Consider the following 25,322-nt stretch of genomic DNA (forward strand, 5'->3'; position numbering starts at 1 on the left):
GGGCCGTTTTGTTTCTTACGCGCAATTTTCTGCGTCAAGGCGCGCCGCCCGATCCTAGTCGTCCGGGTTCTTCCTGGCGTAACCGGCACTCACGTCGGGGTGCGTGCTGATGTAAGTGCTAAGCCCTTTGCCATTGCAAGCTAGTCGCGTCATCTCGGCCACATGATCCGGCCCGACGCTCGCCTCCGTGTACCAATAGATCACGCCGGTCCTGAAGCGAACCGCGATGCAGCCCTCACCGAGCGCGTAGGCCTCGACACCTGAGTCACCGCTTAGATTCCGATAGCGTTCCACGTTTGCACGTCCCGGTTGCTGCGAATCTCGCCCTTTGTTCAGCTTGCCACGTTGCGGACAATCCAGCGAGCCTATTTATTCCCGTCTCCACAACTCGCGAACGCCGCCTGGCCGCCGGTTCGTTGTAGTATCGCAAGCACCTGGTTCACAGCGTATCTCATGAGAATTCTCGGCATCGACCCCGGCTTGCGTGTGACCGGCTTCGGCGTAATCGACCAGAACGGTCACAAGCTCACTTACGTGGCAAGCGGCGTCATCAAGACGGCTGACGCCGACCTGCCGTCGCGCCTGGGCACGATTTTCGAAGGTATTTCGACGCTGATCCGTCAGCACACCCCCGATCAATCCGCGATCGAAAAGGTGTTCGTCAACGTCAACCCGCAATCCACGCTCCTGCTCGGCCAGGCTCGTGGCGCTGCCATCTGCGGGCTGGTTGCTGGCGGTGTGCCAGTGGCCGAGTACACCGCACTGCAGTTGAAGCAGGCAGTGGTGGGCTACGGCCGCGCGACCAAGGAGCAGATGCAGCAGATGGTGGTACGTCTGCTGAGCCTCTCTGGCGTGCCGGGGACAGACGCCGCCGACGCGCTCGGAATGGCGATCTGCCATGCGCATGGCGGCAGCACGCTTACCACGCTGGGCGGTATTGCGCCCTCGCTGGCGAAGAAGGGCCTGAGGGTGCGGCGTGGGCGTCTGGTGGGTTAGGCCTGGTTAGGGCCACCCCGCTCCGTCCCGCCGTTCGCTCTGCCCGCTCCCTGCGCTACACTCGCCCTTTCTCTCACGATTGAATCCGCCATGATCGGTCGCATTGCCGGCGTCCTGCTGGAAAAAAACCCGCCACACCTGCTCGTCGACTGCAATGGCGTGGGCTACGAAGTCGACGTGCCGATGAGCACGTTTTACAACCTGCCCTCCACCGGGGAACGGGTAGTCCTGCTCACGCAGATGATCGTGCGCGAAGACGCTCATCTGCTGTACGGCTTCGGCACCGCCGAGGAACGCGCCACTTTCCGTGAGCTGCTGAAGATCACCGGCATCGGCGCCCGGATGGCGCTCGCCGTGCTCTCCGGCATGAGCGTGCACGAACTGGCGCAGACCGTCACGCTACAGGATGCGGCGCGCCTCACGCGCGTGCCCGGCATCGGCAAGAAAACGGCCGAGCGGCTGCTGCTGGAACTGAAGGGCAAGCTCGGGGCCGACCTCGGTTCGATGGCTGGAACGGTGTCGGCGTCCGACCACGCTTCCGATATCCTGAACGCATTGCTCGCATTGGGTTACTCCGAGAAAGAAGCCCTGGCAGCGGTCAAGAACGTGCCCGCCGGCACCGGCGTGTCCGAGGGCATCAAGCTTGCATTGAAGGCGCTCTCGAAGGGCTGACGGGAATCGCCGCGGCCGAGGCTGCTCAAAGGTCGCTGGAAGGTCGCTCAAAGGCCGCTCCATGCTGCCAAGGGTTGGCCCATAACGCTTGAGTCGCCGCAGCGAAACGTCTTGCGTGCGACGGGTTAAAGCTTCGCACGTCACTGCCCAAAGCGCACCCTGGCCATTCGGCCAGCTTCGGCGGCGAGCACCACGCGGTACAATGCAAACATGATCGAAACCGACAAACTCGCCGCCGAGCGCATCATCGCCGCCACGCCCGTATCGCCGAACGAAGAAGCGTTCGAGCGGGCGTTGCGTCCGCGTCAGCTAGACGAGTACGTCGGGCAGGAAAAGGTGCGCGGCCAGCTCGAAATCTTCATCGAGGCCGCCCGCCGCCGCTCCGAATCGCTCGACCACGTGCTGCTGTTCGGGCCGCCGGGTCTGGGCAAAACCACGCTCGCGCACATCATTGCGCGGGAAATGGGTGTCAATCTGCGGCAAACATCCGGGCCAGTGCTCGAGCGCGCGGGTGACCTCGCTGCGCTGCTTACCAACCTCGAAAAGAACGACGTCCTGTTCATCGACGAAATCCACCGGCTCTCGCCTGTCGTCGAGGAAATCCTGTACCCGGCACTCGAGGATTATCAGATCGACATCATGATCGGCGAAGGCCCGGCCGCTCGCAGCGTGAAGCTCGATCTGCAGCCCTTCACGCTGGTTGGCGCCACCACACGCGCCGGCATGCTGACCAATCCGTTGCGGGACCGCTTCGGCATCGTCTCGCGGCTCGAGTTTTACAACGCCGAGGAACTGGCGCGCATCGTCACGCGCTCGGCGTCGCTACTGCAGGCGCAGATTCATCCGGACGGCGCGTTCGAGATCGCGAAACGCGCCCGAGGCACACCGCGTATCGCCAACCGTCTGCTACGCCGCGTGCGCGACTTTGCCGAGGTCAAGGCGGACGGCAACATCACTGCCAGCGTGGCCGACGCCGCGCTCAAGATGCTGGATGTGGACCCGGTCGGCTTCGATCTGATGGACCGCAAACTGCTCGAGGCGATTCTGCACAAGTTCGATGGCGGCCCGGTGGGCGTCGACAATCTGGCTGCGGCAATCGGCGAAGAACGCGACACAATTGAAGACGTGCTGGAGCCGTATCTGATCCAGCAGGGCTTTTTGCAGCGTACGCCGCGCGGCCGCGTCGCTACGCTGCTGACGTATCGTCACTTCGGTCTCGCCGCGCCGGATTCTTCCAGCCCGGTGCGGGATCTGTGGGATTCGGGCGCACCCTGAAAGAGCGAACGTATGGTCGGAGGGTCCGACGAGGACATGCGGCCAGGTCAACACCTAAGGCCTAACCAGTGAGGCTGGTCATTGCAGGAAAGGACACCGTCGTACGCGGTTTCCAAACATGCCGCTGAACGCTTAACGTCCTCACTCCCGCTTCCGCGCAGTCTCCATCAAAGCCCCGGCGTAACAATCTTGCGCAACGTGTCGTCCTCGCTCGGCGCGTCCAGATGTGACACGTCAGCCCACGACTTCACCGTTGCCTTGCCACCGTCGAAGTCCACCACATTGACGCTCGTATTGAGCAACGCATAGTCACGCGGCACTTCCAGCGACAGGTCACGCGCGAACCGGTAGACGCAATCCAGCACGCCGCCGTGCGCCACGCACGCAACACGGCCGCCGGGATGCGCGGCGACGATCGGCGCAATCGCATCCATGACGCGATGGTAGAACGTCCGCATCGATTCGCCCTCCGGCGGCGCAAAGCCCGCGTCGCGACTTTGCCAGCGCTCGTATTCATCCGGATAGCGTTCGGCGATTTCGTCGCGGTCATAGCCCTGGAACGCGCCGTAAGAACGCTCGCGCAAACCTTCGCGCAGTTGCAGCGGCAAGCCGAGGACATGCGCGATAGGCTGCGCGGTCTGCTGCGCGCGCTGCAGGTCGCTCGAATAGATCGCATCCAGCCGGGCGCCTTGCTGCGCTTCGTCTGCGAGGCGGTGCGCAAGACGCTCGGCCTGCTCGAGACCGCTCGTCGCCAGCGGAATATCAATGAACCCCTGAATCCGCTTGGCGCGGTTCCATTCGGTCTCGCCGTGCCGGATGAAAAGAATCTGTGTGGACATGAGATGGGAGTGGGCGTCGCTAGCCGGTTGTGCCAAGACGCTATTGTCGCAAAACCGGCTCCGAGCCGTGCGAAGGGTTAGGTCACGTTGAGGCGTGCGTCTGCAGCCAGAACGTCACCGGCCCGTCGTTGACGAGCGAAACCTGCATCTCCGCGCCGAATTCGCCAGTCCCGACAATCGGATGCTTCGCGCGTGCCGCTGCCACGAAGTAGTCGAACAGACGTTTGCCCTCGTCAGGCGGCGCGGCCGGCGTGAAGCTCGGACGCAGGCCGCTGTTCGTGTCCGCTGCCAGAGTGAATTGCGACACCAGCAGCAGGCCGCCAGCGCGGCCGGCGCCGTCGATATTCTGCACGGAGAGATTCATTTTGCCGGCCGCATCGCTAAACACGCGATAGCCGAGCATCTTGGCGAGCAAGCGGTCGGCTGCGGCTTCGGTGTCGCCGCGCTCGGCGCATACCAGCGCCAGCAGGCCCGCTTCGATGGCGCCCGTGACACGTTCGCCGACCCGCACTTCCGCGCGCCGGACCCGCTGAATCAGCCCGATCATGAGCGGTGCTCCATCACGCCGTTAGCGTGACGCGCGCAAAACGACGCTTGCCAACCTGCACGACATACTCGCCCGCTTCGACCTTCAGGCCCTTGTCCGACACCGTCGTGCCATCGATCTTCACGCCGCCCTGCTCGATGTTGCGCAGCGCCTCGCTCGTCGACGGCACCAGGTTTGCCTGCTTCAGCAGTTGGCCAATCGCAAGCGGCGCACCCGTTAGCGTGACGGCCGGAATATCGTCAGGCACACCGCCCTTCGCGCGATGATTGAAGTCTTCGAGCGCGCGCTCAGCGTCAGCCTGCGAATGGAAACGCGCAACGATCTCTTGCCCGAGCATCACCTTGAAGTCACGTGGGTTGCGGCCGCCTTCGATTTCCTTCCTGAAGCCGGCGATCTCGTCCATCGGGCGGAACGACAGCAGTTCGAAGTAACGCCACATCAGGTCGTCCGAAATGCTCATCAGCTTGCCGAACATATCGGTCGGCTTTTCGCTGATGCCGATGTAGTTGTGCTTCGACTTCGACATCTTCTCGACGCCATCAAGGCCTTCGAGCAGCGGCATGGTCAGGATGCACTGCTGTTCCTGGCCGTACTGCTTCTGCAGCTCGCGACCCACCAGCAGGTTGAATTTCTGGTCGGTGCCACCGAGTTCGAGGTCGGCATTGAGCGCGACCGAGTCGTAACCCTGCATCAACGGATAGAGGAATTCGTGAATCGAGATCGGCTGGCCGCCCTGATATCGCTTGGTGAAGTCTTCGCGCTCGAGAATGCGCGCGACCGTGTAGCGCGACGCCAGCTTGATCATGCCATCGGCGCCGAGCGGCATCGACCATTCGCTGTTGTAGCGAATTTCGGTCTTCTCGCGATCCAGCACCAGCGCAGCCTGCTCGAAGTAGGTCCTGGCATTGGACTCGATCTGCTCGCGCGTGAGCGGTGGACGCGTGGCGTTGCGGCCCGACGGGTCGCCGATCAGCGAGGTGAAATCGCCGATCAGGAAGATCACCGTATGCCCGAGATCCTGCAGCTGGCGCATCTTGTTCAGCACGACAGTATGGCCGATGTGGATATCGGGCGCCGTCGGGTCAAGACCGAGCTTGATGCGCAGCGGCGTGCCGGTGGCCGCGCTCTTCGCGAGCTTCTGTGCGAATTCTTCCTCGATCAGCAACTCATCGACGCCGCGCTTGGTAACGGCTAGCGCGTGGCGGACTTCGTCGGTGATCGGGAAGGCGGGAGTGGGCTTGGAGGTGGACTCGGTGCTCATGCTGGAACGGGAGGTCGCAAAAGGGAGATTGTCCCATAGATGCGCGCCGCCGCGCGGCCGGGAAGCGGTCATCCGGCTCCACCGCCGTCACCAGGACTACCTCACCGGCGCGAGCGCTGCTAATCTGCGAAGACGGTTCGCAATGAACAACTGACAGGAGCAGCAACGTGGCGCAAGAGAGTACGGCGGACGGCGTCTATCTCGGACTGATGTCGGGTACCAGCATGGACGGCGTGGATGGCATCGCCGTCGAATTCGCCAAAGGCAAGCCGCCGGTCGTGCTTGCAGAGGCGTTTGTCGGCTTCGCGGAGAGCCTGCGTGAGGCACTGTTCGGTCTGCAGCACCCGGGAGAGAACGAGATCGAACGCGAGGCGCTGGCGGCCAATGCGCTCGCCACACGGTACACGGTCTGCTGCCATGAATTGCTGCGCGCGGGCAATCTGTCTGCCGCGGACGTGCGGGCGATCGGCGTACACGGTCAGACCGTGCGGCATCGTCCCGAAAAGGGCTATACACGCCAGATCAACAATCCGGCATTGCTGGCGGAAATGGCCCGCATCGACGTTATCGCTGACTTTCGCAGCCGCGATGTCGCCGCAGGCGGTCAAGGCGCACCCTTGGTGCCGGCCTTTCACGCAACCGTGTTCGGGGCGCCGGGCGAAACGCGCGTGGTCTGCAACCTGGGCGGAATCAGCAACATCACGATTCTCAACGCAGCCGGCAGTGTGCGCGGTTTCGACTGCGGGCCGGCGAATGCGCTGCTCGACGAGTGGGCGCAACGGCACCTGGGCAAGCCTTACGACGAAAACGGGCATTTTGCAGCAAGCGGACAGGTACACCGGCCGTTACTGCATGCGCTGCTCGACGAACCGTTCTTCGAGCAAAAGCCGCCCAAAAGCACCGGCCGCGATCTGTTCAACCCCGCGTGGCTTGACGCCAAACTGCAGGGCTTCGCAGGCGTCGCACCCGCCGACGTGCAGGCCACACTCGTTGCGCTGACGGCTATTACGGTGGCGCGGGAGATCGAGCGGCATGCGTCCGATGTCCGCGCGGTCTACGTCTGCGGGGGAGGCGCACGCAACCCGGTCTTGATGAAGGCGATTCAAGGCGCACTGGAGGAAACCGGCGTGAGTGGCGTGCCTGTTCTGACCACCGAGGCGCTCGGCGTGCCGCCCCACCAGGTCGAACCACTGGCGTTCGCGTGGCTGGCGATGCGCTGCGTGGCCCGCGAGCCGGGCAACCTGGCGGCCGTCACGGGCGCTGCGGGCGAGCGGGTACTGGGCGCGATTTATCCGCGCTGAGGGCTCTACCGGACAGCGGACACGCAAATGAAAACGGGGCTTAAAAGCCCCGTTTCCGTGTACCGCGAGTGCAATTCTCGATCGTTTAGACCGAGAACGACGAACCGCAACCGCAGGTGGTCGTGGCGTTCGGGTTCTTGATCACGAACTGGGCGCCGTTGATATCGTCCTTGTAGTCGATCTCAGCGCCAACCAGATACTGGTAGCTCATCGAGTCGATCAGCAACTGGACGCCGCTCTTGTTCATCACGGTGTCGTCTTCGTTGACGGCTTCGTCGAACGTAAAACCATACTGGAAGCCCGAGCAGCCGCCACCCTGCACGAATACGCGCAGTTTCAGCTCCGGGTTGCCTTCTTCGTCGATCAGCTGCTTGACCTTGTCAGCCGCTGCGTCGGTAAAAACGAAGGGGCTAGGCATCTCGGTCACAGGGGTGTCGGTGACTGCGTTCATTCGAACTCTCCAAAAAAGCTTCTAACCGCTATTGTAGGGCTGATCTCAATATCGTGCCGAAGCCCACAAAATCAATGGGTTCTCTCCGAGGCGCAGCGATCGCCCCCGCATGACGCCCAAATACGAAAAAAGCCGCCAACGCAAACGCGCCGGCGGCTTTTGCAGTGACCCGGCCCGAAGGCCAGAGCACACCGAAGCGATTAACGCTTCGAGAATTGCTTCCTGCGACGTGCCTTGTGGAAGCCGACCTTCTTACGTTCGACTTCACGAGCGTCACGCGTAACGAAGCCAGCCTTCGACAGTTCCGGCTTCAGCGTTGCGTCATAGTCCATCAGCGCGCGGGTGATGCCGTGGCGAACCGCACCGGCTTGACCCGTTTCGCCGCCACCCGACACGTTGACCTTGATGTCGAACGTGACAGCGTGGTTCGTGAGTTCCAGCGGCTGACGCACGATCATCAGCGACGTTTCGCGCGAGAAGTACTCAGCGATGGGCTTGCCGTTGACAACGATGTCGCCCTTGCCTGCCTTGATGAACACACGTGCAGTGGCGCTCTTGCGGCGGCCCGTGCCGTAATTCCAGTTACCGATCATGTGGGCTCCCCTTAGATCTCGAGCGCTTTCGGCTGTTGTGCCGAATGCGGATGCGTTGCTTCAGCGTAGACCTTCAGCTTCTTGATCATCGCGTAGCCGAGCGGGCCCTTCGGCAGCATGCCTTTGACCGCTTTCTCGAGCGCACGGCCCGGGAAGCGTTCCTGCATCTTGCCGAACGTCGTTTCATAAATACCGCCCGGGTAACCCGAGTGACGGTAGTACTTCTTGTCCGTGGACTTGTTGCCCGTCACACGGAGCTTGCCGGCGTTGATAACGATGATGAAATCACCGGTGTCGACGTGCGGAGTGAATTCTGGCTTGTGTTTGCCGCGAAGACGGTGTGCCACTTCGCTGGCGACACGCCCGAGAACCTTATCCGTCGCGTCAATCACGTACCATTCGCGCGTAACCTCATGGGCTTTTGCGGAAAATGTCTTCATGATCGATCCAAAAATAATTGCTGCGCCCAGTGTTTTTTTCCTGCTTGTAATGTGCGCATCGAGGCGCGTGCAGGCTCTCCCTGTTCTTCCTCCGCGGGCACGAATGCGGAAAAGCCTTGGATTATAAAGGAAATTCCGGCCCCACGTCAAAATTTGAGGCGACCGGCGAGCAGGCGAAAAAAAACCCGAACGAGCGGTTCGGGTTTAATCCACCAAAGGAGGAGGGTGGAGGAGACATGCGGAGGTTGTCTGACTGCGGCAACCAATGAAAACGATTATATGAGCCGACCTTGTGCGACGCAAGAATATTTGCATTGCGAAATGCGATTTCATAATGTGGTTGTCGCCATGGCCCCTCAGCTAGCCTGCAATCTTCTTTAAGATCAAATATATAGCCTCAATCTGGCGCGGTTTCCGGTGTGAAAAAGTAGAGTAAAACCCCTAACCGGATCAGGGCAATCCCCGACCGCCAAACCATGCCGCACCGCAGCACACAAGGTGCCAACGAGCATAAAGGCGTGCCCGAGTGCCCTCGGGCGAACGCGCAAGCCTCGGGCTACAATGGCATTTCGAATACAAGTTATGCGAGCTGGGGTACAGGGATGGAATGCAAAGTAAGCTGGATGGGGCAGGACGGCATGGCGTTCGCCGCCGAAACGGGTAGCGGCCACCTCGTCGCCATGGACGGCGCGCCCGAAGGTGGCGGCCGTAATCTGGCCCCGCGGCCCATGGAAATGGTGCTGCTCGGCACCGGCGGTTGCACCGCGTACGACGTGGTGATGATCCTGAAGAAAAGCCGCCAGGAAATCGCCGGATGCTCGGTGACCTTGAAAGCCGAGCGAGCCAGCGAAGATCCGAAGGTGTTCACCAAGGTTCACTTTCACTTCACCGTGACCGGCAAGAACCTGAATCCGGCCACCGTCGAACGGGCGATCAACCTGTCGCACGACAAGTACTGCTCAGCGTCGATCATGATCGCCAAGACGGCCGAACTGACGCACTCGTTCGATATCGTCGCGGGCTGAATCAGGCGGCAACGCAAAGCACCGAACAGCACCAAAAGGAAATGCCGGCATCCTCACGGATACCGGCATTTTTCTAATCAGCGGCAAAGCAGGCCGATAAGCCGGATTCTGTGCACACGCCGCGCCGAAGCGCCGCGCGCGTGGCAGTCATTCCTCTAGACGCGCCATTACTGGCGCGCTCAAGCTTCCTACCCGCAGACGTGACGGGGGCCCCATCCTGCATCTCGAAGATGCTAGCCTGCCTACTTGGAATTGCTCCGGGTGGAGGTTACCGTGCCGGTCTGCCTCGCAGCAGCCGCGGTGCGCTCTTACCGCACCGTTTCACCCTTACCTGATCCCGGCTTGCGCCGGGCCATCGGCGGTTTGCTTTCTGTTGCCCTGTTCCGCGTGTTGCCACGGATGGCCGTTAGCCATCACCCTGCCCTATGGAGTCCGGACTTTCCTCGCCCTCGTTGGCCGAAGCCGCAGAGGCCGCGACTGCCTAGCCTGCTTTGCTGGCGGGATTTTAACATTAGTGGTGGCGACGGCTTTGAGCGGATGAAGGAGACGTGCGGCGATCTCGACATGCAGGAAGCCGATTGAGCGCGGCCTGGATCGATGATCGTGCGGTTTTTTGGGTTACCGGACCCGACGCCCCGCGCGAAACACAGCGGGATCGTCATAGAAAGATGGCGCTTCGTTTTCGGGCCACCAGCCGGGGATACCCAGCACCGGAAGCGGCGCGAACAGACGGCTCGTCAGTTCCTCGGTGGACAACAGAGCAGTGCTAATCGCCTCGTCGAGCCACACATCGCGCGACGCCCTCGGCCAGGAGAAATACTCGGCCGGGACGTCGACAATCCATGTGTGGCCGGTACACGCCTTATATGGCGCGATCAGTTTCTCCAGCAGCGCGTGACCAAAGCAACGCACCTCGCAGCGCGTGCTCCACGCTGTGCGGTTGGCGACCAATAGCGTCGACCAGTCGAAGCCGCGCAGTGCGCTGCTCAGCGCCGGGTCGGCGCATGCGAACAACAGTGCGTTCTCATCGAACAAGGTCAGCGCGTCCCGCACGCCGCCGCGCGTCGGGCCGACGCCCAGCCGATCTATCGCGGTAGATTGCCGCGTGTTCAGCGCCGCTTTGATCCGTGGAAACGCAAACCAGACCGAGGCGTTGAAAAAATCGTGCAGGTTATGGCGAGTCGGCACACAGCCGGTCGAAGCGATATGCGCCTCGTAAGCTGCGCCCGGTGGTAGGTCGTCCTGGGCGATGAACGCGAGCCGTTGACCGCGGCCCGTGGTCTGGCCGGACTGCTGCGCATCGGCATTCATTTCCGCGAGCAGCGCGGCGTAGCTCATCAACGCTGCCTGCTGCCAGCGCACGCCACGCCCGGCAAACTGAGCGAACCACGGCAGCGACCAGTCGATATCGGCGAAGCCAGGCTTGCGGGCCTGAGTAGCCGCACTGGCGCCAGAGCGCGTGGGTGCGGGTGAGATCACCACCGTCCCCACCCCAACCTTAAATCAACCGCCAACCAATCGGCTCCCCACCACGCAACGGCACCACCGGCGTATCGCCCACTGCCACCTCGGCCGGCAGCGTCCATTGCTCGCGGCGCAGCGTGACCTGTTCGCCGGCCCGCGGCAAACCGTAGAAATCCGCGCCGAAAAAGCTCGCAAATCCTTCCAGCTTATCAAGCGCGCCAACCTGATCGAACGCTTCGGCATACAGCTCAAGCGCATGCAGCGCCGTATAGCATCCAGCACAGCCGCACGCATGTTCCTTCAGCCCCTTCGGATGCGGCGCGCTATCCGTGCCGAGGAAAAAGCGCGGATTACCCGACGTCGCCGCCTCAACCAGCGCCACGCGATGCGTCTCGCGCTTGAGCACCGGCAGACAGTAGTAATGCGGACGAATACCGCCCTGGAAGATCGCGTTGCGGTTGTACAGCAGATGATGCGCGGTAATCGTCGCACCCAGCAACCCCGGCGCCACGCCAGCCTCGCGGATGTAGTCCACTGCGTCTTTCGTCGTGATGTGCTCGAACACCACCTTCAGCGCCGGAAACGCACGGCGCAGCGGCGTCATCACGCGATCGATAAACACCTTCTCGCGGTCAAACAGATCAATCGACGAATCCGTCACTTCGCCATGCACCAGCAGCGGCATGCCGGTTTCCTGCATGACTTCGAGCGTCTTCGCGCACTTCATGATGTCGGTCACGCCCGCATCCGAATTCGTTGTAGCACCCGCCGGATACAGCTTCACACCATGCACGAAGCCGCTTTCACGCGCGCGGCGGATCTCGTCGGGCGGGGTGTTGTCGGTGAGGTACAGCGTCATTAGCGGCTCGAACTTCACGCCGGCCGGAATCGCCGCGACGATACGCTCGCGATAGGCCTGCGCCATCGCCGTGGTCGTCACGGGCGGCTTCAGGTTCGGCATGATGATCGCGCGGCCGAACTGGCGTGCGGTGTGCGGCAGGACCGCTGCCAGCATCGCGCCGTCGCGCACATGCAGATGCCAGTCGTCGGGACGGGCGAGCGTCAGGGAATCGGGGGAAGCAGAAGAGGCTGAGGAGGCAGTCATGGCGTGAAGTTGACCTGCCCGGCGCAACAGGATTGACGTGAACAAACCGCAAGTTACGGCCTATACATAGATCAATTTAGCTATTTGACGCGCCTGGCTCGGTGATATGCTTGGAAATCATCATTGTAACGGTTCACCCCGTTAAGACGCTCCGCTTCAGTACTATGTGCCAACTCCTCGGAATGAACTGCGCCGCGCCGACGGACGTTACGTTCTCGTTCACCGGCTTTGCCGCGCGCGGCGGCGTCACGGATCATCACGCGGACGGCTGGGGCATCGCCTTCTTCGAAGACAAGGCTTGCCGGCTCTTCATCGACCATCAATCGTCGGCCACCTCGCCGATCGCCGAGATGGTCAAGCGCTACCCGATCAAATCGAAGAACACCATCGCGCATATTCGCAAAGCGACGCAAGGCCATATCCAGCTGGAGAACTGCCACCCGTTCATGCGCGAACTGTGGGGCCGTCACTGGATCTTCGCGCACAACGGCGACCTGAATAATTATTCGCCGTTTCTGACCGGCGTCTACCAGCCGGTCGGCACCACCGACAGCGAACTCGCCTTCTGCGCGTTGCTGCAAGGATTGCGTAAGGCTTTCCCGAGCACCCAGCCTCCGCTCAACGAACTGTTTGAAGCGCTCGGCACGCTTACGCGCGAGATTACACAGTTCGGGGTATTTAACTTTTTGATGTCCAACGGACAGGCTTTGTTCGCGCATTGCTCGACTAACCTGCACTACATCGTGCGCCGCTGGCCGTTCTCAACCGCGCATCTCGTCGACGCGGACGTGTCGATTGATTTCGCCAAGTACACCACGCCGGAAGACCGCGTCGCGGTCATCGCCACCGCGCCGCTGACCGACAACGAAGTGTGGACCGCGTTCAAGCCCGGCGATCTGCTGATGTTCCAGCACGGCGAAGTCGTGGGCCGCGTGAATGTGCCGGTACCGCCGTGTGTGCTCGAGAAGCTGCGCAATCCGGCGCTGGATGCGTCGGCTTCGGCAGCGATGGCGACTGCGTCCATCCATCCCACGCCATCGCTCGAATCCGTTACGCTCGACGTCGAAGCCGCAGACGACGCCGCAGCGTTCGAGTCCTGAACCAAACGAGCAGCCGTTTAACCGGCGCTCGCGCTCAGCGCATCAGTGCAGGATCTTCGCCAGAAAATCCTTCGCCCGATCCGACTTCGGATTGGCAAAGAAGTCCTCCTTACGATCGTCTTCGACGATCAAGCCCTTGTCCATGAAGATCACGCGGTGCGCGACCTTCTTGGCGAAGCCCATTTCGTGCGTGACGCACATCATCGTCATGCCTTCCTGCGCAAGCTCGACCATCACGTCGAGCACTTCGTTGATCATCTCGGGGTCGAGCGCCGAGGTGGGTTCGTCGAACAGCATCGCGATCGGGTCCATTGAGAGCGCGCGGGCAATCGCCACACGCTGCTGCTGACCGCCCGACAATTGCCCCGGAAACTTGTCCGCATGCGCGCGCAGTCCGACACGCTCCAGCAGCTTCAACGCCTTCGCGGCCGCTTCGTCTTTCGAGCGGCCCAGCACCTTGATCTGCGCGAGCGTCAGATTTTCTGTGATCGAGAGATGCGGGAACAGTTCGAAATGCTGGAACACCATGCCGACTTTCGCGCGCAGCTTCGACAGATTGGTCTTCTTGTCGCCGACCGATTGACCGTCAATGGTGATCTCGCCTTTCTGGAACGGTTCGAGGCCGTTGACCGTCTTGATCAGCGTCGATTTGCCCGAGCCCGACGGGCCGCACACCACCACCACTTCACCCTTTTTGACTTCCGTCGAGCAGTTGGTCAGTACCTGGAACTGACCGTACCACTTCGAAACGTCTTTGATAGAAATCATCTCGCAACCTTTTTCTGTAGACCTTTGACGAGGCTCGACGCGGTCCCACGGACCGCAGAATAACGCGCACCCGGGAACAGTACCATTTCGACATTCATGCCGTCACGGTCGCCAATATTCGCGTTCGTAAGGAAAAGGCTGGGGGATGCCATCCCGGCACGGATGCCCGGCTAGTCGATAGGCTTGTCGTTCGGACTTTTGAAAAGCGCCCTGATGGCGTCGCTTTCGGGGAAGTTCAGGTTCAGGCCTTTGGGTGGAATCGGCGATTCGAACCACTTCTGGTAGATCTGGTCCGCCTCGCCCGAGGTCTCTATCTTCGCAATTGCTCCGTCCACCACTTTCTTGAAGTCGGGGTCGTTCTTGCGCATCATGCAGCCGTACGCTTCTTCCGACTGCGGCGCGCCGAGGATCACGAATTCAGTTGGATGGCCCGACTTCGCGCGCTCACCGGCGAGCAGCGCGTCGTCCATCATGAACGCGGAAGCACGGCCGCTGGCGAGCGCCTGAAACGCCTCCTCGTGATCCTTCGCGCTGATGATATTCATGCCCATGCCCTTGTCCTGGTTCATCCTGCGCAAGAGCCGTTCGGAGGTGGTGCCAGCCGTCGTCACAACCGTCTTGCCCTTGAGGTCCAGCCAGTCCTTGATGCCCGAATCCTTGCGGGTCATCAGGCGGGTTCCGATCACGAAGATGGTGTTTGAAAACGTGACCTGCTGCTCGCGTTCCACGTTGTTGGTGGTCGAGCCGCATTCGAGATCGACGGTGCCGTTCTGCACCAGCGGGATACGGTTTTGCGGCGTGACCGGAGTCAGCCGGGTCTTCAGGTCAGGTGTCTTGAGTTTCTGCTTGACCGCGTCCACGATCTTCATCATGAATTCGTGCGAGTAACCAATGACGTTCTGCTGTTCGTCGTAGTACGAAAACGGAATCGACGATTCGCGGTACCCGAGAGAAATGACGCCCGTATCCTTGATCTTCTTTAATGTACCGGCCTCCTGAGCGTGCGCGCCCCCTGCGAACAGTCCGAGTGTCGCGACCAGCAGCGCAGCCTTCCTGACCTTCATAGGTGATCTCCTCTCGACCAGAGCTAGCGCTTTTCGCGCCTAGCTTACTCCGGTCCCCTGCAAAGCCCGGCAAAGAACCGTATCTGTTCAACTGTAATTGAATTGACACTATTCCTGTAGCACAAGGCATTACAGGGTACCTTGCCAGGCCCTTCGGGCGTACCCGGTTGCATGCGCCAGTGCAATGCATCAACGAAAAAAAAACGGACGGCATCGTTACGATGCCGCCCGTCGAGAAGACCCGCGGCCGTGTGCATCGGCCGCGTGACAGGGGAAAGGGATACTGTCCGATCAGGGATACAGGCCACGCAGTTCGCGTGCTTCGAGGATGCGCTTACAGGCGACAATAAACGCTGCCGTACGCACCGAAACCTTCTGCTCGCTCGACACTTGCCACACCGCGGCAAACGCTTCGCGCATCACGCGCTCGAGGCGCTGGTTGATCTCGTCTTCGGTCCAGAAGAAGCTCGAGAAATCCTGCACCCATTCGAAGTACGACACGGTCACGCCGCCGGCATTCGCCACCACGTCCGGGATCACGAGGATGCCCTTGTCGTGCAGGATGTCGTCCGCCGCGGTGGTGGTCGGGCCGTTTGCACCTTCCACGACGATCTTCGTCTTGATCTTGCCGGCGTTCTTCTCGGTGATCTGGTTTTCCAAAGCGGCCGGGATCAGGATGTCCGACTCAACGGTCCAGAAATCTTCGTTCGCGATCGTGTCCGCTTCAGGGAAGCCACCCACGCCGCCATTCTTCGCCACGTACGCAAACAGCGCCACGGCGTCGATACCCGTCGATTTGAAGATCGTGCCCGTGTGATCCTGCACCGCCACGACCTTCGCGCCGGCTTCCTGGAACAGGCGTGCGGCGATGCCGCCCACATTACCGAAGCCCTGCACGGCGATGCGTGCGCCTTCAATGTCGACACCGATACGGCGTGCCGCTTCCGCAGCGACCACGAACACACCGCGACCCGTTGCTTCACGCCGGCCCAGCGAACCGCCGAGCGCGATCGGCTTGCCGGTCACGACGCCGGTGGCCGTTTGGCCCTGGTTCATGGAGTACGTGTCCATCATCCACGCCATGATCTGCTCGTTCGTGTTCACGTCCGGCGCGGGGATGTCGGTATTCGGTCCGATGATGATGCCGATTTCGCTGGTATAGCGGCGCGTGACGCGCTCGAGCTCACCACGCGAGAGCGTGCGTGGATCGACACGGATACCACCCTTGGCGCCGCCGTACGGCACGTTCACAGCTGCGTTCTTGACCGACATCCACGCGGACAGTGCCATCACTTCCGACAGCGTCACGTCCTGGTGATAACGCACACCACCCTTACCCGGACCGCGCGACACGTTGTGCTGCACGCGATAGCCTTCGAAGTGAGCCACGGTGCCGTTATCGAGTTCGATAGGTACATCGACGATAAGAATGCGCTTCGGACGCTTGAGGGTTTCGAGCCAGCGCGACAGCGAGCCGAGATACGGTGCGACGCGGTCGACCTGGCGAAGATAGTTGCCCCAGGGGCCGAGGTTATCGCTATTCAGATAGGACGGGACGGATTGCAACGACGATGCGGACTGCGGTTGGGATGACATGAACGCTCCAAGCGTTTTGACCGAATGACGACATTGTCGAAAAACGCCAATTTGAAATCCAATGCCGTTTGGTCATCCCGTTATGTCTTTCGTGCATAACGTTGAAATTCCGCAAAAACCTGTCGCGCAGAGCGTAACAATACGCCGTCGCAATGACGACCGTCTCTCCGCATATAGCGCACATAATGGGCTTGCGGCGAGCTTACACCGCGTCCTGAGCGAGTTCGCCGGTGACCGTGTCCCAAAGCTTGCGCGCCAGCACGTGACGCGCATCGTCGCCCTGCACCGCGAGCTTGTCGCGATACAGACGAATCTCCATGGTCAATGTGAACTGTCCTTCCACTGTGCCGCGCGTTGCACGGTCGAGGCGGATCAGCTTGCCCTCGGCAACTGCATCTTCCACCGCACTATGCGGCAAAAAGGCAATGCCGTGGCCAGCCAGCGCCATCGCCTTGAGTCCCTCGGCCATGTCGGTTTCGTAAAGACGGTCCAGCGACAGACGCGTCGGCGCATTGGCGATGATCACCTCCGTCATGCGGCCAAGGTACGCGTTCGGCGTGTACGACAGATACGGTGCTGGCTCGTCAGGTGTGCCCGGCAACGTGTAGCGCGGACGACCCGCACGGCCCGGAGCGGAGAACGGACTGATCGGCTCGATGCCAAGCGTGAGCATGTCGTAACGCGCGGGGTCAAGCGCTACGGGATGGCTCGGATGATGGTAGCCCATCACCAGATCGCAGCCGCCTTCCACCAGCGAGAGCACCGCGTCGTGCACGTTGAGCGCGCGCAGGCGGGTATGCACGGGGCCTAACTGCGCCTCGATGCGTTGCAACCAGCGCGGAAAATACGTGAGCGAGAGCGTATGCGGCACCGCGAACTCGATCGTCGCAGCAGGCGTCGCCGTGTGTCCGCGCAACAGCGTACGTGCTTCGTGGAACTGCGAGAGCATCGCCAAGGCCTGCTCGTAGAACACCTGGCCCGCGGCCGTGAGCCGCGTCGGATAAACCGAACGATCGATCAGTTCCGTTCCGAGCCACGCTTCGAGCGCCTGAATACGGCGTGAAAACGCGGGTTGCGTGACGTGCCGCAACTCCGCAGAGCGGCTAAAGCTGCGGGTTTCCGCAAGCGAAACGAAGTCTTCGAGCCATTTCAGTTCCATGCGGAGCGTGCGGCCGGCAGGGGAGGAGAAGTCAGCATTCTAGCGGGGCGATGCCAGCGCCGCGACGTTTGACGCAATAGCCGGTGTTAGCGGCAATAGGCCGGCGAATCAGGAGCATGCCCGTCCGGTGGTAAAATTCCGGGTTCCCTCCGTTCCGATCTGCTCACCGAGCGCTCACGCCTCCATCATGTCCGACACCCGCCCCGATACCCTGTTCGCGCTCACCGCGCTCTCCCCGCTCGACGGCCGCTACGCGTCGAAAACCGAAGCCCTACGCGAATGGCTTTCGGAAGCCGCGTTCATGCGCCATCGCGTGACGGTCGAAATCCATTGGCTGATCGCGCTGTCGCAGGCCGGTTTCGCTGAAGTGCCCCGCTTCTCCGCGGCGTCCGAGCAATTCCTGCTGCAACTGGCCGAGCGCTTCACCGCGCACGACGCCGCTCGCATCAAGGAAATCGAGCGCGTCACCAACCATGACGTGAAGGCCGTCGAATACTGGCTCAAGGAATCGGTGAAGGGTCAGCCGGAACTGGAACGCGCGAGCGAGTTCATCCACTTCGCCTGCACCTCGGAAGACATCAACAACACGTCGCACGGCCTGATGCTCGCGGGTGCGCGTGAGCACGTAATCGTGCCGGCGCTGCGTTCGGTGCACGCGCGTCTCGTCGCGCTCGCGCATGCGCAAGCCGCGCAACCGCTGCTGTCGCGCACGCACGGTCAACCAGCCAGCCCGACCACACTCGGCAAGGAAATCGCCAACGTTGCGGCGCGTCTCTCGCGCGCGATCGAGCGTATCGAAAACGTTGAACTGCTCGGCAAGATGAACGGCGCGGTGGGCAACTTCAATGCGCATTTGTCCGCCTATCCTGAGTTCGACTGGGAAGCGTTTTCGCGCGAAGTGGTCGAGAAGCGTCTGAAGCTCAAGTTCAATCCGTACACGATCCAGATCGAACCGCACGACTATATGGCCGAACTGTTCGACGCCGTCTCGCGCGCCAACACGATCCTGCTGGATCTTGACCGCGACGTGTGGGGCTATATCTCGCTCGGCTACTTCAAGCAACGTCTGAAGGCTGGCGAGATCGGTTCGTCGACGATGCCGCACAAGGTCAATCCGATCGACTTCGAAAACTCGGAAGGCAACCTCGGGCTGGCGAATGCAACGTTGCGGCATCTGGCAGACAAGCTGCCTATCTCGCGCTGGCAGCGTGATCTGACCGATTCGACCGTGCTGCGCAATATCGGCGTGGCGTTTGGCTACTCGCTGCTGGCATATGACGCGTTGATCCGCGGTCTGGACAAGCTCGAAGTGAACCCCGCGCGTCTGAACGAAGATCTGGATAACTGCTGGGAAGTGCTGGCTGAACCGGTGCAAACCGTGATGCGCCGTTTCGGCATCGAGAATCCGTACGAGCAGCTGAAGGAACTCACGCGCGGCAAGGGTATTACGCGCGAGGCGCTGCAGACGTTTATTGGCGGGTTGAATATTCCTGCGGATGCGAAGGAACGCTTGCTGGCCATGACGCCGGCTTCGTATGTGGGCAAGGCGATTGAGCTGGCCAAGCGGATTGCGTAAGCCGCGAAGCTTTACCCGCTAGCGTGCTTGCACGCAGAGATGAAAATGGCGCTCCTCGGAGCGCCATTTTTTCGTGCGACGTGTAGAAGAAACGCGAACTATCAACGCGCCTTCATTTGCACCAATACTTCGTCGACGATCTCATCCGGCGTCAACTCGATACTCACCGTAATTGCCTCATCCGCACCCGGCTCTTCAAGCGTATCCAACTGGCTTTGCAGCAACGAAGGATCGAAGAAGTGTCCGGTGCGCGTCGCCAGACGCTCGTGCAGCACCTCGTATGAGCCCTTCAGATAGACAAACACCACGTCCTTATCACCACCTCCACGCAGAACGTCGCGATACGAGCGCTTCAGCGACGAGCATGTGAACACCGCCGTCTCCCCCGCGCGTTGCTTCTCTTCGATCGCCGCACGAATCGTCTTCAGCCAGGGCCAACGGTCTTCGTCGGTCAGCGGGATGCCTTTGTGCATCTTCTCCTTGTTGGCTGCGCTATGAAACGCGTCGCCATCGGTGAAGCTGCAGTGCAGACGCTCCGCCAGCATCTCGCCGATCCGCGTCTTGCCGGCGCCCGAGACGCCCATTCCGATCAGAATCATTCAATACTCCTTACAGGACCGTCGCGAGCGCGAAGGTCAACCCCAAACCCATCAAGGAAATGATGGTTTCGAGCAGCGACCACGTCTTGAACGTCTGTCCCACCGTCATTCCAAAGTATTCCTTGATCAACCAGAATCCGCCGTCGTTGACGTGTGAAAAAATCAGCGAGCCCGAACCCGTCGCCAGCACCAGCAACTCCGGACGCACCTGCACACCGCCCGCAGCCGCGATAGGTGCGACGATGCCGCAGGCCGTCGTCATGGCAACCGTAGCCGATCCCGTCGCAAGACGGATCAGCGCGGCCACGCACCAGGCAAACACCAGCGGCGACAGATGCGCCGCAGTCGCTGCATTGACGATTTCCTTCGAAATACCGCTATCCATCAGCACACGTCCGAAGCCACCGCCTGCACCGACGATCAGTGTAATGCCGGCGATCGGCGCCAGGCACTCTCCGCAGAACTTCTGGATCTGCTCGCGATTGAAGCCGCGTTTCGCGCCGAACGTCCAGAAGCTCACGAGCACCGCGATCAGCAACGCCACATCCGAGTTGCCGACGAAATGCAGCAAGTCATTCGGCAAGGTCTTTGGGGCGAACACAAGGTCCGCCCAACTGCCGATCAACATCAGAATCACCGGCAGCAGAATCGTGAACAACGTGATGCCAAAGCTCGGCAGCTCACGCTTCGTTGCCTTGTCGTCGCCAGCCGAGCCGAGAAATTGAGCAGCCAGAGGATTATGCTCGGGCAACTTGATGTAGCGGCTGACCAGCAGCGCGAACAGCGGCCCCGCGACTATCGCGCAGGGCACACCCACGATCAGGCCAAACATGATCGTCTTGCCAATGTCCGCGTGATACGCCTGCACAGCGAGCATCGCGGCAGGGTGCGGCGGAATCAGCCCGTGCACGACGGACAAACCGGCGATCATCGGCAAACCGATCAGCAACAGCGACTTGCCGGTACGCTTGGCGACGTTGAACGCAATCGGAATCAGCAGCACGAAGCCCACTTCAAAGAACACCGGCAAACCGACGATGATCGCCACGACCATCATCGCCCAGTGAATATGCTTTTCGCCGAACTTGTCAATCAACGTCGTCGCAATGCGTTCCGCCCCGCCGGATTCGGCCATCATCTTGCCGAGCATGGTGCCGAGTCCAACCACGATCGCAATGTGCCCGAGCGTGTTGCCGTTGCCGGTCTCGAACGACTTGACGATCGTGCCCATCGGCATGCCGGCCACAAGACCAAGCAGCAGCGACACAATGATCAGGACGAGGAACGGATAGACCTTGTAGCGCGTAATCAGCAGGATCAACGCGGCGATGGCGACCACCGCGTAAATCAGCAGCAAGCTGCCATGGCTAGCTCCCATGGAGCTCCTCCTTTTGCATTGTTGGTTCTAGTTGCAAACGCGGTGCAAACTTTCTCGCGCTGCCTGTCTCTACGCCTGACGTGAAACCGCAGTGTCACCGGTAATCACGTGGACGCCAATTTTACTGTCTGTTTGTGGATGAGCGCGCGGAAACTCTGCACGCGGATTAAAAAGAAGCCTCGCCGTCGCGGCCTTAACGGCTGCAGCGGCGAGGCTTCTTCGGATGCAGCCGGACTCTGACGTCACTCTCTGCTCCATCTACTGCTTACGTGGATGCTGGTGCTTGCTGTCCCACCTCCAGCATCATCCGGTTCGACTCAGTCCGAACTCAACGCGCCGGTGCAGCAAGTTCGCTTGCCGCACGTGCGAGACGCGTGACTTCATCCCAGTTCTGCGCCGCGAGTGCGGCCTTCGGCGTGAGCCAGGAGCCGCCCACGCACACAACGTTCGGCAGTGCGAGGAAATTGGGGGCGGTTTCAGCCGTAATCCCGCCGGTCGGACAGAACTTCAGGGCCGGGAACGGACCGTGGAAGGCCTGCAGCATCGGCACGCCACCGGCCTGTTGGGCCGGGAAGAATTTGACGATCTCATAGCCGAGCTCCAGCGCGACGATGATGTCGGACGGCGTCATCACGCCCGGCAGCAGCGGCAAGCCGGCATCCTGCGCAGCCTGGTGCATCTCCCTCGTGAGACCCGGCGACACGCCGAACTGTGCGCCAGCCTTCTTGGCTTGCGCGCAGTGCTCCGGCCTCGTGATCGTGCCGACGCCGACGACGATGTCTTCCGCCAGATGGCTCGCGCGTTCGATGGCTTCCAGACCGGCCGCCGTACGCAGCGTGATCTCGAGCACCTTTACACCACCAGCATGCAGTGCGCGCGACACGTTCTCGCCCTGTTCCGCCGAGTCGAACGCCAGCACCGGAATCACCGGGCCGAGGCGCACGATGTCGCTTACTTTCTTTGCCGTCATAGTCAGACTCCTTGTTTCTGCAGTTCGTGGCTTGGGTGAACGCTTGCGTGAACTTCGCCCACCATCGGACCAAATACCGAAGCGCCCAGTTCCGCCGGCGCAGCGGCCGCACGGAAGACGCCAAACAGTTCCCGGCCGAAGCCGACTTCGTTTTCCGCCTGATGCTGCGGGACGGCCTCAGGCCGCGCCGCCCATTCGGCCGCATCGATTTCGACGTCGAGCACGCCCGCTTCGGCGTCGATCACCAGCATGTCGCCATCGCGCACCTTGCCGATCGGGCCTTCCAGCAACGCTTCCGGCGACACGTGGATCACCGCCGGCACCTTGCCCGAGGCACCCGACATGCGTCCATCGGTAACCAGCGCGACATGGAAACCCTGATCCTGCAACACGCCGAGCAGCGGCGTCAAACGATGCAGCTCGGGCATGCCGTTTGCCCGAGCGCCCTGGAAGCGGACGACGGCCACGAAGTCGCGCTTCAGTTCGCCTTTATCGAAGGCTTCCTGCACCGCTTCCTGCGAATCGAACACGATCGCCGGCGCCTTCACCTTGCGATGCTGCGCCGCAACCGCCGAAATCTTGATGACGCCACGTCCCAGCTTGCCCTGCATCAGCCGCAGACCGCCGTCAGCCTGGAACGGTTCCTTGATGCCGCGCAGCACAGCCGTTTCCTGGCTCTCCCTCACGCCCGGTACCCACGTCAGCTTTCCGTCGAGCAGCTTGGGCTCTTCCGTGTAGTGATGAAGCCCCTTGCCCGCCACGGTGTTGACGTCTTCGTGCAGCAAGCCCCCTTCCAGCAGATTGCGGACCAGGAACGCCACGCCGCCCGCCGCGTGGAAGTGATTCACGTCGGCCTTGCCGTTCGGATAGATCTTCGCCAGTAGCGGCACGTTTTGTGACAACTGATCGAAGTCGTCCCAGTCGATCACGATGCCCGCCGCACGCGCAATGGCCACGAGGTGCAGCGTGTGATTGGTCGAACCACCCGTCGCCAGCAATGCAACGATGCCATTGACGATCGCCTTCTCGTCGACCACATGACCGATCGGCGTGTAATTGCCGCGTTCCACCGTCAGGTCGAGCACGCGACGCGCAGCTTGCGCCGTAAGCGCATCGCGCAGCGGTGTGTGCGGATGCACAAATGCCGAACCCGGCAGATGCAGGCCCATCACTTCCATCAGCATCTGGTTGCTGTTGGCCGTGCCGTAGAACGTGCAGGTGCCGTGGCTGTGATACGCAGCGGCTTCCGCTTCGAGCAGCGCGCTGCGGTCACAATGACCGGTCGCGAACTGCTGGCGCACCTTCGCCTTGTCGTCGTTGCCCAGACCACTCGTCATCGGGCCAGCCGGCACGAAGATGGTCGGGATATGGCCAAACTGCAGCGCACCAATCAGCAGACCCGGCACGATCTTGTCGCAGATACCGAGGCACAGCGCCGCGTCGAACATGTTGTGCGTGAGCGCGACCGCCGTGCTCATCGCAATCACTTCACGCGAGAACAGCGACAGTTCCATGCCCGCGTTGCCCTGCGTGACGCCGTCGCACATGGCCGGCACACCGCCCGCGAATTGCGCCACGCCGCCGTTTTCACGGGCGGCCTGCTTGATCAGATCGGGATAATTCTTGAAGGGCGCGTGGGCCGACAGCATCTCGTTGTACGACGACACGATGCCGATATTCGGCTCGCGGATCTGCTTGATCACGAGCTTGTCGTTACCCTCGAGGCCGGCAAAGCCGTGCGCGAGATTCGCGCAGGACAGCGCGCCACGCGCCGGAAACTTGCCTTGGGCTTTATCGATGCGGGCCAGGTAGGCGTCGCGGGTAGGCTTGCTGCGTTCGATCACGCGTTGCGTAACCTTGAGCAATTGCGAATGCGGGGAAACCATCGAAGCTCCTTCGTCGCTGGCTGGGGCGAACATGCGCGGGGCCAGGTGGGGATCGCGGGGACGTCGGATTAGACCGACATCGAGAGTTTAGTAGAAAAACTACACGATCGCAATGCGGCCATCTTTCCATTTTCCATCGCCCGGAATTCCATGAAACGCCCACTACAAAGCCGTTCGACCAAAAACTCGAATCACTTAGGGAATACACCTACAGCGCGAAATGTAGTTTTTGTACATCTTCAGCAATCAGCTATAGTCCACGCATTCTTCAGCATAGTGCGAGTTTTCCAATGATGCTGTCCCAGGTGGAAGCGATGCGCGAGCAGTTGCGCCCGTCCGAGCGGAAGTTAGCGGACTACGTGATCGAAGCGCCGCGCGAAGTACTGGATCTGTCGATGAACGAGGTGGCCGCTCGTGCAGGCGTGAGTCAGCCGACCATTGCGCGCTTTTGCCATGCGCTCGGCTTTTCGGGCTTTCGGGAGTTCAAGATCCGGCTCGCGCAAGGCATCGCTGCGGAGGTGCCGGTCGTCTATCGCGATGTTCGGCCCGACGAGCCGGCGCCCGGCGTCGCGGCCAAGGTGCTGGACCGGACTATCGGCGCGCTGATCCAGGTGCGCAATAACCTGTCGTCGGACAGCGTGGCAGCGGCTATCGAACTGCTTTCCAAAGCACGGCGGATCGAGTTTTACGGCGCAGGCGGCTCCGGTGTCGCAGCACTCGATGTGCAGCACAAGTTTTTCCGGCTCGGCATGCCGAGCGTCGCCTATTCGGACCCGCATACGTTTCTGATGTCGGCGTCGCTGCTAGGTGAAGGCGACGTCGTGGTGGCGATTTCGAACACGGGACGCACACGCGACATCGTCGATGCGGTCAAGGCGGCGCTGGCCGCAGGCGCCAAGGTGATTGCTATCACGCATGGCAATTCGCCCCTCGCGCGACTGGCGACCGTCGGACTCTTTGCGAATGTGGATGAGGACACGGATATCTTTTCGCCGATGACCTCGCGCGTCTCACACCTGGCCATCGGCGACATCCTCGCGGTCGGGGTAGCGTTGAGCCGGGGACCGGAGTTGGTGGAGAAGCTGGCGCAGGCGAAGGAAGTGATCAACCGCCGAAGGATCGATCCGCAGACGTGATCAGCGTCACGCTTGGCATCGTGCGTGGCATGGTCCGCAGAAACAAAACACCCTGCAGCGCGACTCGCATGCAGGGTGGGAACGATAATCCCCTCACTTGTGGTGACCTTCCGGCCACCGG

General features: G+C 61.4%; 25 protein-coding genes, 1 other RNA gene and 1 pseudogene. 8 read left to right on the plus strand and 19 right to left on the minus strand.

Annotated features, from left to right (window positions below; genetic code table 11):
• Positions 1-54: 54 nt before the first annotated feature.
• Positions 55-294, minus strand: coding sequence for a hypothetical protein (locus P3T20_RS07610; protein WP_074262443.1), 240 nt, complete (start codon positions 292-294; stop codon positions 55-57).
• 159 nt (positions 295-453) lie between these two features.
• On the opposite strand from P3T20_RS07610, the gene ruvC reads away from it, so the two are divergent.
• The 3 genes from ruvC to ruvB all read left to right on the plus strand — a co-directional run bounded on the left by ruvC (position 454) and on the right by ruvB (position 2,943).
• Positions 454-996 carry a crossover junction endodeoxyribonuclease RuvC gene (gene ruvC / locus P3T20_RS07615; RefSeq protein WP_429286593.1) on the plus strand — a complete coding sequence of 181 codons (543 nt, stop codon included), beginning with the start codon at positions 454-456 and terminating at the stop codon, positions 994-996.
• 90 nt (positions 997-1,086) lie between these two features.
• Positions 1,087-1,668 (plus strand): Holliday junction branch migration protein RuvA, encoded by a 582-nt coding sequence (gene ruvA / locus P3T20_RS07620; RefSeq protein WP_429286594.1) that lies wholly within the window; start codon positions 1,087-1,089, stop codon positions 1,666-1,668.
• A 210-nt stretch (positions 1,669-1,878) separates the two neighbouring features.
• Positions 1,879-2,943, plus strand: coding sequence for a Holliday junction branch migration DNA helicase RuvB (gene ruvB / locus P3T20_RS07625; RefSeq protein ID WP_074262446.1), 1,065 nt, complete (start codon positions 1,879-1,881; stop codon positions 2,941-2,943).
• Positions 2,944-3,110: 167 nt separating this feature from the next.
• Here ruvB and P3T20_RS07630 read toward each other — a convergent pair whose 3' ends face one another.
• From P3T20_RS07630 to tyrS, 3 genes are all read right to left on the minus strand, one after another.
• Positions 3,111-3,782, minus strand: a complete 672-nt coding sequence (locus P3T20_RS07630; RefSeq protein ID WP_074262447.1) for a histidine phosphatase family protein — start codon at positions 3,780-3,782, stop codon at positions 3,111-3,113.
• 82 nt (positions 3,783-3,864) lie between these two features.
• Positions 3,865-4,329, minus strand: coding sequence for a D-aminoacyl-tRNA deacylase (gene dtd, locus P3T20_RS07635; RefSeq protein WP_074262448.1), 465 nt, complete (start codon positions 4,327-4,329; stop codon positions 3,865-3,867).
• Between the two features lie 13 nt (positions 4,330-4,342).
• Positions 4,343-5,590, minus strand: a complete 1,248-nt coding sequence (tyrS, locus tag P3T20_RS07640) for a tyrosine--tRNA ligase (RefSeq protein WP_429286677.1) — start codon at positions 5,588-5,590, stop codon at positions 4,343-4,345.
• A gap of 167 nt (positions 5,591-5,757) precedes the next feature.
• Here tyrS and P3T20_RS07645 point away from each other — a divergent pair, with 167 nt between their 5' ends.
• Complete coding sequence (locus P3T20_RS07645; RefSeq protein WP_429286595.1) at positions 5,758-6,891, plus strand: anhydro-N-acetylmuramic acid kinase; 1,134 nt, start codon at positions 5,758-5,760, stop codon at positions 6,889-6,891.
• Between the two features lie 85 nt (positions 6,892-6,976).
• Here the strand turns inward: P3T20_RS07645 and erpA are convergent, their stop codons facing one another.
• The 3 genes from erpA to rplM form a co-directional block, all read right to left on the minus strand.
• Positions 6,977-7,342 carry an iron-sulfur cluster insertion protein ErpA gene (erpA, locus tag P3T20_RS07650; protein ID WP_074262450.1) on the minus strand — a complete coding sequence of 122 codons (366 nt, stop codon included), beginning with the start codon at positions 7,340-7,342 and terminating at the stop codon, positions 6,977-6,979.
• A 200-nt stretch (positions 7,343-7,542) separates the two neighbouring features.
• Positions 7,543-7,935, minus strand: coding sequence for a 30S ribosomal protein S9 (gene rpsI / locus P3T20_RS07655; protein ID WP_074262451.1), 393 nt, complete (start codon positions 7,933-7,935; stop codon positions 7,543-7,545).
• Positions 7,936-7,946: 11 nt separating this feature from the next.
• Entirely contained in the window at positions 7,947-8,375 is a 429-nt protein-coding gene (gene rplM / locus P3T20_RS07660) for a 50S ribosomal protein L13 (protein WP_074262452.1), read from the minus strand.
• Positions 8,376-8,977: 602 nt separating this feature from the next.
• Between rplM and P3T20_RS07665 the strand changes: the two genes are divergently transcribed.
• Positions 8,978-9,400, plus strand: coding sequence for an OsmC family protein (locus P3T20_RS07665; RefSeq protein ID WP_074265838.1), 423 nt, complete (start codon positions 8,978-8,980; stop codon positions 9,398-9,400).
• An 81-nt stretch (positions 9,401-9,481) separates the two neighbouring features.
• Here P3T20_RS07665 and rnpB read toward each other — a convergent pair.
• From rnpB to pyrC, 3 genes are all read right to left on the minus strand, one after another.
• Positions 9,482-9,893: RNase P RNA component class A (gene rnpB, locus P3T20_RS07670), an RNA gene on the minus strand.
• Positions 9,894-10,018: 125 nt separating this feature from the next.
• Positions 10,019-10,876, minus strand: coding sequence for a DUF3025 domain-containing protein (locus tag P3T20_RS07675; RefSeq protein ID WP_429286678.1), 858 nt, complete (start codon positions 10,874-10,876; stop codon positions 10,019-10,021).
• A 22-nt stretch (positions 10,877-10,898) separates the two neighbouring features.
• The gene (pyrC, locus tag P3T20_RS07680; protein WP_429286596.1) at positions 10,899-11,969 is read right to left on the minus strand and encodes a dihydroorotase; all 1,071 of its coding nucleotides are present in this window, start codon (positions 11,967-11,969) and stop codon (positions 10,899-10,901) included.
• Positions 11,970-12,133: 164 nt separating this feature from the next.
• Here pyrC and P3T20_RS07685 point away from each other — a divergent pair, with 164 nt between their 5' ends.
• Positions 12,134-13,069, plus strand: a complete 936-nt coding sequence (locus P3T20_RS07685) for a class II glutamine amidotransferase (RefSeq protein WP_074262455.1) — start codon at positions 12,134-12,136, stop codon at positions 13,067-13,069.
• Positions 13,070-13,111: 42 nt separating this feature from the next.
• Here the strand turns inward: P3T20_RS07685 and P3T20_RS07690 are convergent, their stop codons facing one another.
• The 5 genes and pseudogenes from P3T20_RS07690 to P3T20_RS07710 all read right to left on the minus strand — a co-directional run bounded on the left by P3T20_RS07690 (position 13,112) and on the right by P3T20_RS07710 (position 17,656).
• A complete protein-coding gene (locus P3T20_RS07690; RefSeq protein ID WP_074262456.1) occupies positions 13,112-13,837 on the minus strand; it encodes an amino acid ABC transporter ATP-binding protein in 726 nt (241 codons plus the stop codon).
• Positions 13,834-13,971, minus strand: a pseudogene (locus P3T20_RS07695) (amino acid ABC transporter permease); the annotation flags it as partial. The pseudogene P3T20_RS07695 and the gene P3T20_RS07690, both read right to left, overlap by 4 nt.
• A 36-nt stretch (positions 13,972-14,007) precedes the next feature.
• Positions 14,008-14,901 (minus strand): glutamate/aspartate ABC transporter substrate-binding protein, encoded by an 894-nt coding sequence (locus P3T20_RS07700; RefSeq protein WP_429286597.1) that lies wholly within the window; start codon positions 14,899-14,901, stop codon positions 14,008-14,010.
• A gap of 291 nt (positions 14,902-15,192) precedes the next feature.
• Positions 15,193-16,497 (minus strand): Glu/Leu/Phe/Val family dehydrogenase, encoded by a 1,305-nt coding sequence (locus P3T20_RS07705; protein ID WP_429286598.1) that lies wholly within the window; start codon positions 16,495-16,497, stop codon positions 15,193-15,195.
• 202 nt (positions 16,498-16,699) lie between these two features.
• Positions 16,700-17,656: a LysR family transcriptional regulator gene (locus P3T20_RS07710; RefSeq protein ID WP_429286599.1), complete on the minus strand. Its 957-nt coding sequence runs from the start codon at positions 17,654-17,656 to the stop codon at positions 16,700-16,702.
• A gap of 187 nt (positions 17,657-17,843) precedes the next feature.
• Between P3T20_RS07710 and purB the strand changes: the two genes are divergently transcribed.
• On the plus strand, positions 17,844-19,232 hold the full coding sequence (purB, locus tag P3T20_RS07715; RefSeq protein WP_429286600.1) for an adenylosuccinate lyase: 1,389 nt from the start codon (positions 17,844-17,846) through the stop codon (positions 19,230-19,232).
• Between the two features lie 101 nt (positions 19,233-19,333).
• Here the strand turns inward: purB and P3T20_RS07720 are convergent, their stop codons facing one another.
• From P3T20_RS07720 to edd, 4 genes are all read right to left on the minus strand, one after another.
• Complete coding sequence (locus P3T20_RS07720) at positions 19,334-19,831, minus strand: gluconokinase (RefSeq protein WP_429286601.1); 498 nt, start codon at positions 19,829-19,831, stop codon at positions 19,334-19,336.
• 10 nt (positions 19,832-19,841) lie between these two features.
• On the minus strand, positions 19,842-21,209 hold the full coding sequence (locus P3T20_RS07725) for a GntP family permease (RefSeq protein WP_429286602.1): 1,368 nt from the start codon (positions 21,207-21,209) through the stop codon (positions 19,842-19,844).
• 328 nt (positions 21,210-21,537) lie between these two features.
• Positions 21,538-22,179, minus strand: coding sequence for a bifunctional 4-hydroxy-2-oxoglutarate aldolase/2-dehydro-3-deoxy-phosphogluconate aldolase (gene eda, locus P3T20_RS07730; protein WP_429286603.1), 642 nt, complete (start codon positions 22,177-22,179; stop codon positions 21,538-21,540).
• 2 nt (positions 22,180-22,181) lie between these two features.
• Positions 22,182-24,065 carry a phosphogluconate dehydratase gene (gene edd, locus P3T20_RS07735; protein ID WP_429286604.1) on the minus strand — a complete coding sequence of 628 codons (1,884 nt, stop codon included), beginning with the start codon at positions 24,063-24,065 and terminating at the stop codon, positions 22,182-22,184.
• 290 nt (positions 24,066-24,355) lie between these two features.
• On the opposite strand from edd, the gene P3T20_RS07740 reads away from it, so the two are divergent.
• Positions 24,356-25,201: a MurR/RpiR family transcriptional regulator gene (locus P3T20_RS07740; protein WP_429286605.1), complete on the plus strand. Its 846-nt coding sequence runs from the start codon at positions 24,356-24,358 to the stop codon at positions 25,199-25,201.
• Positions 25,202-25,322: the final 121 nt, after the last annotated feature.

Source organism: Paraburkholderia sp. GAS206C (assembly GCF_050435645.1).
GTDB classification, from domain to species: Bacteria; Pseudomonadota; Gammaproteobacteria; order Burkholderiales; family Burkholderiaceae; genus Paraburkholderia; species Paraburkholderia phenazinium_B.

Bases quoted from the DNA above. Each gene is read 5' to 3' on its own strand.
- ruvC (WP_429286593.1), top strand. From the start codon at position 454: ATGAGAATTCTCGGCATCGACCCCGGCTTGCGTGTGACCGGCTTCGGC.
- ruvA (WP_429286594.1), top strand. From the start codon at position 1,087: ATGATCGGTCGCATTGCCGGCGTCCTGCTGGAAAAAAACCCGCCACAC.
- ruvB (WP_074262446.1), top strand. From the start codon at position 1,879: ATGATCGAAACCGACAAACTCGCCGCCGAGCGCATCATCGCCGCCACG.
- P3T20_RS07630 (WP_074262447.1), bottom strand. From the start codon at position 3,782: ATGTCCACACAGATTCTTTTCATCCGGCACGGCGAGACCGAATGGAAC.
- dtd (WP_074262448.1), bottom strand. From the start codon at position 4,329: ATGATCGGGCTGATTCAGCGGGTCCGGCGCGCGGAAGTGCGGGTCGGC.
- tyrS (WP_429286677.1), bottom strand. From the start codon at position 5,590: ATGAGCACCGAGTCCACCTCCAAGCCCACTCCCGCCTTCCCGATCACC.
- erpA (WP_074262450.1), bottom strand. From the start codon at position 7,342: ATGAACGCAGTCACCGACACCCCTGTGACCGAGATGCCTAGCCCCTTC.
- rpsI (WP_074262451.1), bottom strand. From the start codon at position 7,935: ATGATCGGTAACTGGAATTACGGCACGGGCCGCCGCAAGAGCGCCACT.
- rplM (WP_074262452.1), bottom strand. From the start codon at position 8,375: ATGAAGACATTTTCCGCAAAAGCCCATGAGGTTACGCGCGAATGGTAC.
- P3T20_RS07665 (WP_074265838.1), top strand. From the start codon at position 8,978: ATGGAATGCAAAGTAAGCTGGATGGGGCAGGACGGCATGGCGTTCGCC.
- pyrC (WP_429286596.1), bottom strand. From the start codon at position 11,969: ATGACTGCCTCCTCAGCCTCTTCTGCTTCCCCCGATTCCCTGACGCTC.
- P3T20_RS07685 (WP_074262455.1), top strand. From the start codon at position 12,134: ATGTGCCAACTCCTCGGAATGAACTGCGCCGCGCCGACGGACGTTACG.
- P3T20_RS07690 (WP_074262456.1), bottom strand. From the start codon at position 13,837: ATGATTTCTATCAAAGACGTTTCGAAGTGGTACGGTCAGTTCCAGGTA.
- P3T20_RS07700 (WP_429286597.1), bottom strand. From the start codon at position 14,901: ATGAAGGTCAGGAAGGCTGCGCTGCTGGTCGCGACACTCGGACTGTTC.
- P3T20_RS07705 (WP_429286598.1), bottom strand. From the start codon at position 16,497: ATGTCATCCCAACCGCAGTCCGCATCGTCGTTGCAATCCGTCCCGTCC.
- P3T20_RS07710 (WP_429286599.1), bottom strand. From the start codon at position 17,656: ATGGAACTGAAATGGCTCGAAGACTTCGTTTCGCTTGCGGAAACCCGC.
- purB (WP_429286600.1), top strand. From the start codon at position 17,844: ATGTCCGACACCCGCCCCGATACCCTGTTCGCGCTCACCGCGCTCTCC.
- P3T20_RS07720 (WP_429286601.1), bottom strand. From the start codon at position 19,831: ATGATTCTGATCGGAATGGGCGTCTCGGGCGCCGGCAAGACGCGGATC.
- P3T20_RS07725 (WP_429286602.1), bottom strand. From the start codon at position 21,209: ATGGGAGCTAGCCATGGCAGCTTGCTGCTGATTTACGCGGTGGTCGCC.
- eda (WP_429286603.1), bottom strand. From the start codon at position 22,179: ATGACGGCAAAGAAAGTAAGCGACATCGTGCGCCTCGGCCCGGTGATT.
- edd (WP_429286604.1), bottom strand. From the start codon at position 24,065: ATGGTTTCCCCGCATTCGCAATTGCTCAAGGTTACGCAACGCGTGATC.
- P3T20_RS07740 (WP_429286605.1), top strand. From the start codon at position 24,356: ATGATGCTGTCCCAGGTGGAAGCGATGCGCGAGCAGTTGCGCCCGTCC.